The sequence below is a fragment of the Streptomyces sp. CNQ329 genome (genome assembly GCF_000482585.1).
On record NZ_AXVU01000045.1, the window covers coordinates 35,845 to 48,069 of the forward strand.

General features: G+C 72.4%; 15 protein-coding genes. 4 read left to right on the forward strand and 11 right to left on the reverse strand.

The window, feature by feature from the left end; translation table 11 throughout:
• Positions 1-54 precede the first annotated feature (54 nt).
• The gene (locus tag I003_RS36540) at positions 55-231 is read left to right on the forward strand and encodes a hypothetical protein (protein ID WP_199784349.1); all 177 of its coding nucleotides are present in this window, start codon (positions 55-57) and stop codon (positions 229-231) included.
• Positions 228-575: a metalloregulator ArsR/SmtB family transcription factor gene (locus I003_RS0124660; protein ID WP_027773954.1), complete on the forward strand. Its 348-nt coding sequence runs from the start codon at positions 228-230 to the stop codon at positions 573-575. Before I003_RS36540 ends, I003_RS0124660 begins: the two co-directional genes overlap by 4 nt.
• A 223-nt stretch (positions 576-798) precedes the next feature.
• On the opposite strand, the gene I003_RS0124665 is transcribed toward I003_RS0124660, so the two are convergent.
• From I003_RS0124665 to I003_RS0124695, 7 genes are all read right to left on the reverse strand, one after another.
• Positions 799-2,298 carry an NADH-quinone oxidoreductase subunit D-related protein gene (locus I003_RS0124665; protein ID WP_051368451.1) on the reverse strand — a complete coding sequence of 500 codons (1,500 nt, stop codon included), beginning with the start codon at positions 2,296-2,298 and terminating at the stop codon, positions 799-801.
• A 4-nt stretch (positions 2,299-2,302) separates the two neighbouring features.
• Entirely contained in the window at positions 2,303-3,820 is a 1,518-nt protein-coding gene (locus I003_RS33130) for a proton-conducting transporter transmembrane domain-containing protein (RefSeq protein WP_037721624.1), read from the reverse strand.
• Complete coding sequence (locus tag I003_RS0124675) at positions 3,820-4,482, reverse strand: hypothetical protein (protein ID WP_486584370.1); 663 nt, start codon at positions 4,480-4,482, stop codon at positions 3,820-3,822. Before I003_RS0124675 ends, I003_RS33130 begins: the two co-directional genes overlap by 1 nt.
• Positions 4,479-5,444, reverse strand: a complete 966-nt coding sequence (locus I003_RS0124680; protein ID WP_027773957.1) for an NADH-quinone oxidoreductase subunit H — start codon at positions 5,442-5,444, stop codon at positions 4,479-4,481. The genes I003_RS0124675 and I003_RS0124680 overlap by 4 nt, the downstream gene beginning before the upstream one ends.
• The gene (locus I003_RS0124685) at positions 5,441-7,495 is read right to left on the reverse strand and encodes a proton-conducting transporter transmembrane domain-containing protein (protein ID WP_027773958.1); all 2,055 of its coding nucleotides are present in this window, start codon (positions 7,493-7,495) and stop codon (positions 5,441-5,443) included. The genes I003_RS0124680 and I003_RS0124685 overlap by 4 nt, the downstream gene beginning before the upstream one ends.
• A gap of 4 nt (positions 7,496-7,499) precedes the next feature.
• Complete coding sequence (locus I003_RS0124690) at positions 7,500-7,982, reverse strand: NADH-quinone oxidoreductase subunit B family protein (protein ID WP_027773959.1); 483 nt, start codon at positions 7,980-7,982, stop codon at positions 7,500-7,502.
• Positions 7,983-8,105: 123 nt separating this feature from the next.
• Complete coding sequence (locus I003_RS0124695; RefSeq protein WP_027773960.1) at positions 8,106-8,471, reverse strand: metalloregulator ArsR/SmtB family transcription factor; 366 nt, start codon at positions 8,469-8,471, stop codon at positions 8,106-8,108.
• A gap of 459 nt (positions 8,472-8,930) precedes the next feature.
• Here I003_RS0124695 and I003_RS33135 point away from each other — a divergent pair, with 459 nt between their 5' ends.
• On the forward strand, positions 8,931-9,272 hold the full coding sequence (locus tag I003_RS33135) for an STAS domain-containing protein (RefSeq protein WP_037721626.1): 342 nt from the start codon (positions 8,931-8,933) through the stop codon (positions 9,270-9,272).
• Between the two features lie 79 nt (positions 9,273-9,351).
• Here I003_RS33135 and I003_RS0124705 read toward each other — a convergent pair whose 3' ends face one another.
• The 4 genes from I003_RS0124705 to I003_RS0124720 all read right to left on the reverse strand — a co-directional run bounded on the left by I003_RS0124705 (position 9,352) and on the right by I003_RS0124720 (position 11,128).
• Positions 9,352-9,762 (reverse strand): STAS domain-containing protein, encoded by a 411-nt coding sequence (locus I003_RS0124705; RefSeq protein WP_027773961.1) that lies wholly within the window; start codon positions 9,760-9,762, stop codon positions 9,352-9,354.
• 25 nt (positions 9,763-9,787) lie between these two features.
• Positions 9,788-10,165 carry an ATP-binding protein gene (locus tag I003_RS0124710; protein ID WP_486584371.1) on the reverse strand — a complete coding sequence of 126 codons (378 nt, stop codon included), beginning with the start codon at positions 10,163-10,165 and terminating at the stop codon, positions 9,788-9,790.
• A gap of 41 nt (positions 10,166-10,206) precedes the next feature.
• The gene (locus I003_RS0124715; protein ID WP_027773963.1) at positions 10,207-10,617 is read right to left on the reverse strand and encodes a pyridoxamine 5'-phosphate oxidase family protein; all 411 of its coding nucleotides are present in this window, start codon (positions 10,615-10,617) and stop codon (positions 10,207-10,209) included.
• Between the two features lie 169 nt (positions 10,618-10,786).
• Positions 10,787-11,128 carry a metalloregulator ArsR/SmtB family transcription factor gene (locus tag I003_RS0124720; protein WP_027773964.1) on the reverse strand — a complete coding sequence of 114 codons (342 nt, stop codon included), beginning with the start codon at positions 11,126-11,128 and terminating at the stop codon, positions 10,787-10,789.
• Between the two features lie 872 nt (positions 11,129-12,000).
• Here I003_RS0124720 and I003_RS0124730 point away from each other — a divergent pair.
• The coding region (locus I003_RS0124730) for a transposase (protein ID WP_027773966.1) at positions 12,001-12,225 on the forward strand (225 nt) is incomplete at its 3' end.

Here is a 12,225-nt window from a genome sequence, read left to right on the forward strand (position 1 = left end):
GTTCTTCAACTAATGAGTTGCAGTGGATTACAAGTGGTCGAGGTGGGAGGTTGGGTGGACGAGTTCACTGAGGTGCTCCTGGAGCGGGTGCGGGGAGCACAGGCGGATCTTGAGGCTGCGCGCCGCGTGGAGGATGTGCATGGGGTTACCGTGGCGGCTGGTGAGCTGGAGGACATGCTGCGGTTGGCGCGGGACCACGGGATCGAGCTGGGTATCGGGCGGCCAAGGTGACTGGGGTCAACGTTCCGCTGTATCAGGCGAAGGCGGAGCTCTTCCGGATGTTGGGGCATCCGGTGAGGATTCGGGTGCTGGAGCTGTTGCAGGACGGGCCGGTGCGGGTCAGGGATCTGCTGGCGGCGATCGAGATCGAGCCGTCGAGTCTGTCGCAGCAGTTGGCAGTGCTGCGACGGTCGGGCGTGGTCACCGCAACGCGTGACGGTACGAGTGTGGTGTATGAGCTCGCAGGTGGGGATGTGAGGGAACTGTTGCGTGCGGCGCGGCGGATTCTGTCTGAGATGTTGGGCAGTCGGCGGGGCCTGCTGATGGAATTGCGTGAGGCCGAGGCATCGTCGTGACAGTGCGGGCGCCGGGATGAGTGCGGCGGGCCGGTGAGCGTCGCAGCCTGGCGGGGGTTGGCTGACGTCGCAAGATGGTCCAGCGGTGACGGGGGTGGGATACCCGGTTCGTGGCGGGCGTTCCCTGTCGGGGGTGCGTTGGGTGGCCTTGGTCTGCGGTGGCCGCGAGGCGGTCGTGGTGTGCTGCTGGGTCGTGTGGGGGGCGTTGCCTGGGGGTGGGGTGTTAGAGGTCGTTGCCGGCGTAGGAGAGGTTGAAGCTTTTGTTGGTCAGGGGGAAGTCGGGGACGATGGTGTCGGTGAGGGCGAGGGGGAGGGCGGGCCAGTTGAAGAAGGAGGGGTCGACGGGTTTGACCCGGGTGAGGGTGTTGTCGGGGGCGAGTTCGATGCGGGTGGTGATGGTGCCGCGCCAGCCTTCTACGATGCCGGTGCCGGAGCGGATGGGTTGTGTGCTGGGGCTGGGTGGTGGGGCGGTGTGGGTGCCGGTGGGGAGGTGGTGGCTGAGGTGGTCGATGAGGGTGAGGGAGGCGTCGATTTCCTCGGCGCGGACCAGGAAGCGGGCCAGGACGTCGCCGGTGGTGTGGAGGGGGATGGTGGGTTGCGGGTCGTGGTGGTGGAAGGGGTGGGCGGTGCGGGCGTCGGCGGGGAGGCCGCTGGCGCGGGCGACGTAGCCGAGGCAGCCGAGGTCGCGGGCGGCGTCGGTGGTGAGGATGGCGGTGCCGGTGAGGCGGTCGCGGACGGTGGAGTGGTCGAGGGCGAGGTGGACGATGTCGCGGATGTCGTTGCCGATGGTCCGCATCCGGGCTGGGTCGGGTACGGAGCGCAGGGCCGCGCCGCCGGGGAGGATGCCGCCGCGCAGGAGCCGGTGGCCGGTGGTCTCCTCGTTCAGGCGCAGGAGGGTTTCGCGGATGCGCTGGGCGTGGGCGTTGAGGATGGAGTGGCCGACGTCGTTGCACAGCGCGCCGAGGTCGGCGATGTGGTTGTGGAGGCGTTCGAGTTCCAGCAGCAGGGCGCGGGCCTGTTGGGCGTGGGCGGGCACGCGGGTGCCGGTGGCGTCTTCGATGGCGAGGCAGTACGCGAGCGCGTGGCCGACGGCGGTGTCGCCGCTGATGCGTTCGGCCAGGGGCAGGCCGGCGTCGATGGTGCGGTGCTGGAAGAGTTTTTCGATGCCTTTGTGGACGAACCACAGGCGGGCTTTGAGTTTGAGGATGGTTTCGCCGACGACGGAGAAGCGGAAGTGGCCTGGTTCGATGAGGCCGGCGTGGACGGGGCCGACGGGGATTTCGTAGACGCCCTCGCCTTCGACTTCGAGGAAGGGGTAGGGGCCTTCGGGGTGGGCGAAGGGCGGTGGGGGGCCGGCGTCGGGGCGCATGGGGTACCAGCCGCGGGGCCAGTGGTAGTGGCGGACCAGGCGGCGTGGCAGGGGGTGGCCTTGGGGGGTGATGCCGTGCAGGTCGTGCATTTCGCGTTCGAAGCGGCCGCCGGGGAAGGACAGGTGGGCGATGGTGGGCAGTTCGGGGGTGGCCGGGTCGAGGTGGACGGTGACTTCGGTGCGGGTGTCGGGTGGGCCGGAGACGAAGAGGTAGACGACGCGGATGGCGTCGGTGTCGTGGTGGGCGGCCATGAGGGCGAGGCGGTGGCCGGAGTCGAGGAGTTTTTCGGCTTCGGCGGGCAGGTGGGCGGGGCTGGTGGTGATGGTGTGGCGTGCCGGGGTCGGGGGGCGCATGGTGTCAGTGGCCTTCTGCGATGGTCGCGGCGTGGGAGAGCACGTCTGTCAGGGGGCCGGTGGCCAGGCCGAGGGCGGCGCAGGCGGCGAGCCCGGCCGCCCAGGGCAGGGTGGTGGCGGCCCCGAGCCGGAGGGGGACGGCGGGGGGGCCGGGGGCGGGGGGCAGGGCGCCGAGGACCATGCGGCCGGTGCGGGCCGCGAGGGCGGCGAAGGCGATGAGCATCAGGGTCAGCGCGATGGCGATGGCCCAGCCCATGTCTTGGGTGAACCCGGCGCGGGCGATGCCTACTTCGGAGGCGAAGAGGCTGAAGGGGGGCAGGCCGAGCAGGGCGATGACGGCGAGGCCGAACGCGGCGCCCAGGGCGGGGGTGCGGGCGAGCAGGGCGCGCACGCGGCCGATGCGGGTGGTGTGGCGTAGCTGGGCGATGTGTCCGGCGGAGGTGAAGGCGACGGACTTGGCCAGTCCGTGGCCGGCGATGTGGAGCAGGACCGCGGAGAGGGCGAGGTGGCTGCCGATGGCGGTGCCGAGGGCGATCAGGCTCATGTGCTCCATGCTGGAGTAGGCCAGCATGCGTTTGTAGTCGCGTTGAGCGAGGAGCAGTCCGGTGGCCAGGGCCAGGGTGAGCAGGCCGGCGCCGGTGAGCAGGGTGCGGGTGTATCCGGTGCCCACCGCGGCGTCGGCGATGACCTTGTAGCGCAGGATGGCGGTGAAGGAGACCGCGAGCAGGACGCCGGACATCAGGGCGGAGACCGGGGCGGGGGCCTGGCTGTGGGCGTCGGGCAGCCAGGCGTGGAGGGGGACGAGGCCGGCTTTGGCGCCGAAGCCGAGGATGATCAGGGCGATGCCCAGCCGGGTGACGGCGGGGTCGAGTTCGTCGGCGCGGGCGGCGAGGACGGTCCAGTCCAGTGCGTCGATGTCGGAGATGCCGGCCTGGCGGGCGGCGTAGTAGATCAGCACGGTGCCCAGGAAGGCCAGGGCGATCCCGGCGGAGCAGATCACGACGTATTTCCACGCGGCCTCGATGGAGGCGCGGGTGCGGTGGTGGCCGACGAGGAAGGCGGTGACGATCGTGGTGGCTTCGATCGCCACCCACAGCACGCCCAGGTTCCGTGTCAGCACGGCGGCTGCCATGGCGGCGAGGAAGGCGTGGACCAGCGCGCAGTAGCGGCGCGCGTCCGGTTCGGTCAGGTGTCCGGTGGTGCGTTCGGCGGCCAGGTAGGCGGGGCCGGCGGCGCAGGCCAGGGTCGCGACGGCGCCGACGGTCAGCAGCAGCCAGGCGGTCAGGGCGTCGGCGCGCAGCAGGTGGCCTGCGGCGGTCACCGGGCCGTGGTGGGTGGTGCGGGCGGCCAGCACGGCCGCGCAGGTCAGGATCGCCAGGGGTGAGAGCATGCCGGCCCAGCCGGTCACGGTACGCGGCCGGGGCTGGGGCCGGGTGCGCAGGAGGGCTGCGTAGCCGGTGGCGGTGGCCAGCGGCAGGGCGATGGGGGTGGCGAGCAGCAGGCCGGAGGTGAGGGGGGTCATCAGTCGTGGAGCTCCCGCAGGTCGTCGATGTCGGTGCCGCCGAAGGCGGCGCGCATCCGGGTGGTGAGGATCTGCAGGACCAACACGGCGAGCAGCAAGTCGAAGGAGACGCCGAGTTCGACGATGAGCGGCACGCCGGAGGTGGCCAGGAACGCGGTCGCGGTGATGCCGTTGTCCAGCAGGAGGAAGCCCACTACCTGGGAGAGTGCGCGGCGGCGGGTGACCAGGGTGAAGAAGCCGATCAGGACGACTCCCAGTCCGACCGGCAGGGCCCGGGTGGCCGGGGAGGGGGCCAGGTCGACCAGGGGCTGGGCCGCGGCGTAGGCCAGCAGGGTCAGGCCGGCCGCGACCAGCAGCGAGGCGGCCACGTTGACCAGCGGCTGGGCCTCCCGGGTCTCGCCGCCGGCGGCCAGCGCCCGGCGCATCAGGTAGGGCAGCAGCCCGGCGCGCAGCAGTCCGACGCCGATCGCCACGGCCACCAGCTCGGCGTGTTCCTCGTGCAGTCCCAGCAGCGCGGCGATGGCGGCCAGCGCCGCGCCCTGCACGGCGAAGATCCGCACGATGGCGGCCAGGTCACGCCGCCACAGCACCAGCACCGCGGCCAGCAGGAAGATCCCGCAGGCCAGGTTCAGCAGCTGGACGTAGAGGTCGTCGCTGATCACAGGATGGTCCCCTCGCCGGTCAGGAAGAAGGAGACGGTGACCGCCAGCAGCGCCAGCAGGAAGGAGCCGGCCAGCAGCTCGGGCACCCTAAACAGGCGCAGCTTGGCCCAGAACACCTCGGCGGCGGCCAGCGCGGCGCCCAGCACGGCGACCTTCACCACCAGCAGCGCCAGCGCGAGGGCCAGCGCGGCGGCCGAGGCGTCGGTGGCGATGCCCCAGGGCGCGAAGAGCGAGGCCAGCAGCCCCAGCAGCACCGTCAGCCGCATCTGTGAGCCGAGTTCGACCAGCGCGAGGTCGGGCCCGGCGTACTCCAGGACCATCGCCTCGTGGATCATCGTCAGTTCCAGGTGGGTGGAGGGGTTGTCCACCGGTAGGCGGCCGGTCTCGGCGATGACGACCACGGCGAGCGCGACGGCGGCCAGCGCGCCGGCCGGGGAGGCCAGCCGGGCGGGGTCGTGGACGGCCTCGGTGACGATGTCGGGCAGGTTCGTCGAGCCGGCCGGTATTGACTGGGCGAACACCGCCAGCAGGATGGTCGGCTCCACCAGGGCGATCACGGTCATCTCGCGGGAGGCGCCCATGCCGCCGAACGCGGTGCCGGTGTCCAGCCCCGCCAGGGCGAGGGCGAGGGTGCCCAGCGCCAGCAGGGCGACGACCAGGATCAGATCGGCGCCGTCGCTGACCGGTGTCGTGGTGGAGGCCAGCGGCACCAGCGCGGCGAGCACACCGGCGGTGACCACCAGCAGCAGCGGCGCGGCGCGGAAGGCCGGACCCGTTCCCGTCGGCGTGATGGGTTCCTTGCGCAGCAGCTTGCGCGCATCCCGCCAGGGCTGGGTGATCCCGGCGCCGGCCCGGCCCTCCATGCGGGCGCGCACCTGCCGCATCAGCCCGGTCAGCAGCGGCGCTCCACCAGCCACCACCACGACCTGGGCGGCCACCGCCGCCGTACCCGTACCCGTCACTGGATCACCGCCAGGGCCGCCAGAAGAATCACCAGACCACCAAAGCCATAGCCCAGATACAGATGTGCGCTGCCGCCCGCCAGGCGGCGCGCGCAGCGGCCGGCGAACGCCAGCGCCGCGAGCACCGGGGAGTAGAGGCGGTACTCGATGCGGTCGGGGACCCGGCGCTGGAAGCGCACCCGTTCGACCAGATAGTCCGACTCACGCTTCGGCGTGACGTCGACGTCCTGCTCGGGGGCGAGCACATCATCGAAGACCCGCTGCAGCGGCTCGGCAAACGAGGTCGCCGTATACGCCATCCGCGGGGTCGGGGCCCCGCCGCCGCAGTCCCACAGCCGCGCGTCCGCCCGGCGCTTGTGGCGCGCGGCCAGGCCGGTCAACGCCGAGAGGGCCAGCACCCCGCCGACCAGCGCGGCGGCGATCCACAGCGGCACGAGCATCGCCGAGACACCCTCAAGGCGAAGGCGCACCGCGCCCCCGGCGACGGCGGCCTCACCCACCCCGTCACCCAGTCCGGCGGCGGCCGAGGCCCGCGCCAGGGCGTCGCCGAGCAGACCGGGTGCCAGGGCGAGGGCGGCGCAGCCGGCGGCCAGCAGGCCCATCCCGGTCAGCATGCTCGGCGGCGACTCGGCCCCGGCCTTGGCCTGCGGGCTGCGCGGGCGGGCGAAGAAGCCGACCCCCAGCGCCTTGACGAACACCGCGGCGGCCAGACCCGCGGACAGCGCGACCGCCGCCACTGCCAACGGCAGCACCACCGCCGTCAGCGTGCCGGGCACCTGAAGGCCGTGGATGAGGGACTGCAGCAGCAGCCATTCGCTGATGAACCCGTTGCCCGGCGGCAGCGCCACCGCGCCGAGCGCGGCGAACGCGAACAGCCCCGCCGTGGCCGGCATCCTCGCCCGCAAGCCCCCAAGCCGGTCCAGATCACGCAGGCCGGTGGCCCGCAACACGGACCCGGCGGCACAGAACAACAGCGCCTTGAACGCGGCATGGTTGACCACGTGCAGCAGCGCCGCGGCGAGCGCCAGCCCGGCCAGCGGACCATCGCCCGCCTCGGCGAACAGGCCCGCCGCCCCGACGCCGATCAGCACCAGACCAAGGTTCTCGCTGGTGGAGTACGCCAGCAGCCTTTTGAGATCCGAGGCCATGGCTGCCTGGAGGATGCCGTAGACGGCCGACACCGCGCCCGCGCCGCCGACCAGCAGCCACCACCAGGACGGCCCGCCACCCAGCAGGTCCAAGCCCACCCGGATGATCCCGTACGCCCCCAGGTTCACCATCGCGGCGCTCATCAGCGCCGAGACGTGGCTGGGCGCCTCCGGATGCGCCCTCGGCAGCCACGCGTGCAGCGGCACCATGCCCGCCTTGGAAGCGAACGCCGCCGTCACCAGCACGAAGACCGTGCCCCGCATGGCCGGTGACATCTCCTGCGCGCCCGCGCGCAGCGCGGCGAACGTCTCGCCTCCCGCCTGCGCCGCGAACAGCGCCAGCCCTGCCAGCAGCAGCACCAGGCCCAGATGCGTCATCACCGCGTACCACAGCCCGGCCTCACGGACTTGGGGCCGCTGCTGGTGCTCGGCCAGCACCAGCAGCAGCGAGGCCAGCGCCATCGCCTCCCACAGCAACAGGAACGTCGCCACCGACGCCGCCGCCGGCACCAGGACGAGCGTGAACGCGAACAACGGCAGCACCGCCTGCACGCCCCGCGCGCTCAGACCGTGCCCCGGGTGCCGGGCGTACCCGATGCCGTAGACGCCGACCGCCGCGATCACCGCCCCGGCCACCGCCATGAACAGCCCCGACAGCGCGTCCACCGCCAGATGGGTCCCGGCCAGCGGCAGCAGCCCGGAGAGCTGCGCCGACCACCGGCCCTCACCGCCGCCTCCGACGCCGAGCGCGGCGCCGCCGGCGACCAGCCCGGCCACGCCGACCCCGGCGGTGCACACCCCGGCCCCGGCGGCCCGGACGCGTTCGGGCAGCAGCAGCCCGGCCGCCATCCCGGCCCCGGCCAGCCCGGCCGCGACGGCCAGCGCCGATCCGACCGTACTCACCGCCTCACCGGCCGGTCAGGGTGCGCAGCACCCCCACGATCGCCTCCGGCCGCGGCGGGCACCCGGGCACCTCCGCGTCCACCGGCACCACATCGGCCACCGCGCCCTCCACCCCGTAGGCCCCGGCGAACTCCCCGCAGTTGCGCGCGCAGTCCCCGACCGCCACCACCAGCCGCGGCTCGGGGGTGGCCGCGACCGTGCGCTTGAGCGGCTCGGCCATGTTGCGGGTCACCGGCCCGGTGACCGCCACCACATCCGCGTGCCGCGGCGAGGCCACCAGCCGCGCCCCGTACCGCTCCGCGTCATACACCGGGGAGAACGCCATGCCGATCTCGATCTCGCAGCCGTTGCACGACCCGGCGTCCACATGCCGCACCTGAGCCGAGCCGCACAGCCCCCGGGCAGCCGGCGGCGGCTCCGCCTCAGGGCGCGGCGGCGCCAGCTCGGCCACCCGGCCGGTCGTGCGGATCTTGCGCAACAGACTCATGTCACAACCTCGTGCCTCGCGGTGATGATGACTTCCCACAGGGTGGTGCCAAGGCGGCCGTCCCGCGTCGGTCATGGGCGGCACCAGGCGCCCCACGAAACGGCCGCCGTCCTAGGAGGGGCGCTACGGCCCCGGCTGCGGCGCCCCGCCCCCCGGCGGCCCTGGCGCCGCCCGCAGGTCCGCCAGCAGCTCGGCCTGGCCCGCCAACACCCCCGACAGGATGCTGCGCGCCACCCGCAACAGCTCGGCCACCTCCGGGGAGGCCAGCGAGTAGTACACGGCCGATCCCTCCTTGCGGGTGATGACCAGATTCGCCCGCCGCAGCACCGCCAGCTGCTGCGACAGATGCGCCGGCTCGATCCCCACGTGCGGCAGCATCTCGGAGACCGCATGCTCCCGCTCGCTCAGCAGCTCCAGCACGCGAATCCGCGCCGGATGCCCCAGCGTCTTGAAGAACTCCGCCTTCAACTGATACAGCGGCGTACTCACCGCGCACCTCCCGCCCGCCAGCCGTCCCGCCGTACCCGCACCAGCCGGTCGCACACGCCCGCCGCGCGAGCCCGTGACCGCCTCATCGTCATGCGGCTCGCCCTCCCATCAGGCACCACTAGGTAGCGGCTTTCAGCAATTGCTAACCTTAGCAACCGCTCAGGTTCGGTCAGGAGGCAGGGTGAGGATCACTCCCGTGCGCGGTCCAGGCGTCGTCCTGCTCATGTGCCCCGCCTGCCGCCTGGCGTTTCACCCGGCCGCGGCGGGCCTGGACCAGGGCCGCCCGCAGCGCGGGCACGCCCGCCCGCCGCGCACCGACCGGCTGCGCGGCCAGCCCACTCCCGGACCGGCCGTTCTCCCAAGCCCGCCGCACCGGCCGGAGGGCAGCCAGGCCACACAACTCCGGCCGGACCGGTCCCCTTCGCGGTCCGGCCGGACCCCGCACCGCACGGCACGCCCGTGAACTGGACCCACGACCGCCACGACGGCGTCGACGTGCTGAGCGTGACCGGCTTCCTGCACGACGAGGTGACCGACCGGTTCACCGCCGCCGTCCGCTGGGTCCACGCCCGCACCACCGGCCCCCTGGTCATCGATCTGACCGCGCTCAGCGGCTGGAGCCCCCGAGGGGAACAAGCCCTCCGGGACGCGGTCGAACAGCTCCTCAACGGCCCAGGCCCGCTGGCCGTCTGCGGGCTGGAGAGCCTGACCCACGATCAGGTCCTCCCCCCACGGCTGGGCCCGGTGCTGACCTTCCCGGACCTGGCCGCCGCCCTCAGCGCCCTGTCCCCACCCTCGTGATCCGCCTCGGCGCGCACGCGCCACGGCCCACCCCGCAGGCGCATCAGGACCAGGCCGCCCCGGCGGCAGCGGCGCGGGCTCAGCCCGTCGTGCCCCAGCCGTGGGAGTACCACTGACGCCGCCCGGCCACCGCACCGGGTGCACCACCGTGGGCGGCCACAGCAGCCCGCAGGTTCGCGTGCACCCGCAGCGGTGCCCCGCCGGCCCCACGGACCGCGGGAAGGCCGCACGCGGGGTGGCCGGCGAGTTCCAGCGCCCGGCCACGCGCGGCCAGACGCCGCGCCGCGTGCGCGAGGGCATCCTGTCCCTGAAGCGACCAGCCCCGCACGGCGGCCACATCCAGTATCAGCGGCCCCCTGCCATGCGCCAGCGTCCAGTTGACCGCACCGCCAAACCGCCCGGCCGTCGCGGCGGTCAGGCTGCCCGACACCGCCAGGACACCAAGATCCTCATAGGCGGTGTAGTGCCACTGGAGTTTCGCAGCAGGCATCGGCCGGCCCCTTTCTCACGAGGAACTACTGCACGGGAAGGGTGATCCACACGCTCTTGCCGCCCCCGTCGGCATCCGACTGGACCGTGGCCGTGCCACCGCGTTCCGCGGTGACCTCCACGACCATGGCCAGGCCCCCCGCCGGCCGGGCCAGGCGGATCAGATCCGGCTGATACGGGTGACGGTCGTGCACGGCGAACGCCAGGACGCCCGCGCCGGCCGCGTAGATCACATCCACGGTGGGAGAGACGCCGGCGGCGTGACGGACGGCATTGGTGACCAGTTCGCTCACCACCAGCAGCGCCGGGCCCATCACCGAATGGCCCGGATTGATCCCCCACCCGGCATACGCCTGCTCGGCGGTCCGGCGGGCCACCGCCACCGCCGCCGGCTCGGTCGGCATCGTCAGCACATGACGGTGCTCCAACGCGGCACGTGCACCCATCACGCCCCGCCCCCGCCCGCCCGCGGATCCGCCGCGTCATCCAGCCGGAAGCCCTGCACCGCCTCGGGATTGATCCGCAACACCGCATCGTGCGGCCCGTGAGCCCAGCCCAGCAACGTGCGGCGATAGTGCGCCGCCTCATGCGGATCACCGACCACCTCCACCGGCCCGTCCACCGTCACCGACCAGCCCGACCGGGTCGGGGAATCCACATGATCGACGTGGTAGGCGGCCCTCCCCGCCGCAGCCACCACGGCCAGGGCAACCGGCGCCCGCACCACCAGACGGCCGTACTCCAGCACATGCGCGCCAGGACGCACCACCGCCTGCCCGCGCCGCACCACGACCACCCGCCCACCGGGCACCCCGGCAAGCAGCCACAACGCCTCCTCCCCCGGGACCTCCGTCATCCGGCGCACCACAGCACTCACCGCACGGCCCCCGCGACAGCAGACACCGATCGCCGGCCGGGACTGACCAGAACACCCCCAGCAAGCACAGCGCCGAACACCTCGCACGTCACGGCCCCGTCGGCCAGCGGTGAAACCACCGCGGCCCCCACCCGGTCAAGGAACGCCCTCACCGCTCCCCGACCTCCGCATCCCGCAGTTCGGCCAGCAAGGCGTTCTGCCCGGCCAGCACCTCGGTCAGGATGCGCCGGGCCGCGAGCAACAGATCAGCCACGTCACCACCCGCCAGGGCATACACGACCGTCGAGCCTTCCCGCACGGACGTGACGATCCCCGACCGGCGCAACACCGCCAGCTGCTGCGACAAGCTCGGCGGCTCACCCCCGATCGCAGCCAACAGATCCCGCACCGGCATCGGCCCGCCCTGCAACAACTCCAGCACACGGATGCGCACCGGGTGCCCCAGCATCCTGAAGAACTCCGCCTTCGCCTCATACAACGGAACCGGCACGACCCTCAACACTCCTCACACCCAGCGGCAGAGCACACCCGGACGACGGACCCACCGAAACCTGCACGCACAGCCAACACAGCATCTGACAAATTGCTGAAATCTGCAATCCAAGGCCCGGCCAGCACGAACCAGCCCACCAGACACCGCGCCCCGGCCCGACACCGCACCACGGGAACCACGGCAGACCTGGCCCTGACGCGCCCCATCCCACCGCCAGGAACCGCCGCACCCACCAAGCGCAGGACAGGCAGCCACAGCACGCAGCACCCGAAGGACCTGCGACCGACACGGACATCCCAAGCCGGTTCCCCGCCGCCGGACCAGCCGCGTCAACGACCGGACACCCCCAGCCGCAGCACCTCGACCAGGGCCGCTACCCCCGGGACATGGTCGTGGCGCCTCTTGAGGCAGCGACCCAACCATCCTCCGCCGACTCGCTGACCCTGCCGTTGGCCGCTGGCCGGGCCGCTACATCAGCGGCATAGGCCCACCTGCCCACCACCGAACGGCAAGGCCGGTATGGGAACGACGTCGCCCGCGCCTTCCACCAGTGAGGCAAACCCGACCGCTGCCACCACGCACTCCTCGCCGCCGAACGGGCCGCACCCCAAGAAGTCCGCCGCGCCTCCGTAAACACCCTGATCAGCGACCTCGTGTGACATGACCGGACTCTCCCCGGCGTACGCACCCACCTGAACTCCGAGACCAAGATCGGATCGATCAGGGGACACCAACGTGAGACGGATACCAAGGGGACAGGATCTGAGAGGGCGGTTCGTGACTCTTTGATGGGTTATCGCGTCACCTGTTGGTGTGGGTACGGGGCGGAGTCTGCCGGTCCATAGCCGCTCGTCTGCTGGTGTGATGGTGTGAGTGAACGCAAGCTGTACCCCAGCGACTTATCCGACGAGCAGTGGGCTCTGATCGAGCCGGTGATCACCGCGTGGAAGGACCGGCACCGCTCGGTCAGCGGTCACCAGGGCGCCTACGCGATGCGGGAGATCGTGAACTCGATCCTCTACCAGGGCCGGACCGGCTGTCAGTGGGCCTACCTCCCGCATGATCTGCCGCCGAAGAGCGCGACGTACTACTAC

Coding starts and splice junctions, on each gene's coding strand:
- I003_RS0124665 (WP_051368451.1), bottom strand. CDS start 2,298: ATGCGCCCCCCGACCCCGGCACGCCACACCATCACCACCAGCCCCGCC.
- I003_RS33130 (WP_037721624.1), bottom strand. CDS start 3,820: ATGACCCCCCTCACCTCCGGCCTGCTGCTCGCCACCCCCATCGCCCTG.
- I003_RS0124690 (WP_027773959.1), bottom strand. CDS start 7,982: ATGAGTCTGTTGCGCAAGATCCGCACGACCGGCCGGGTGGCCGAGCTG.
- I003_RS0124705 (WP_027773961.1), bottom strand. CDS start 9,762: ATGCCTGCTGCGAAACTCCAGTGGCACTACACCGCCTATGAGGATCTT.
- I003_RS0124710 (WP_486584371.1), bottom strand. CDS start 10,165: ATGCCGACCGAGCCGGCGGCGGTGGCGGTGGCCCGCCGGACCGCCGAG.
- I003_RS0124715 (WP_027773963.1), bottom strand. CDS start 10,617: ATGACGGAGGTCCCGGGGGAGGAGGCGTTGTGGCTGCTTGCCGGGGTG.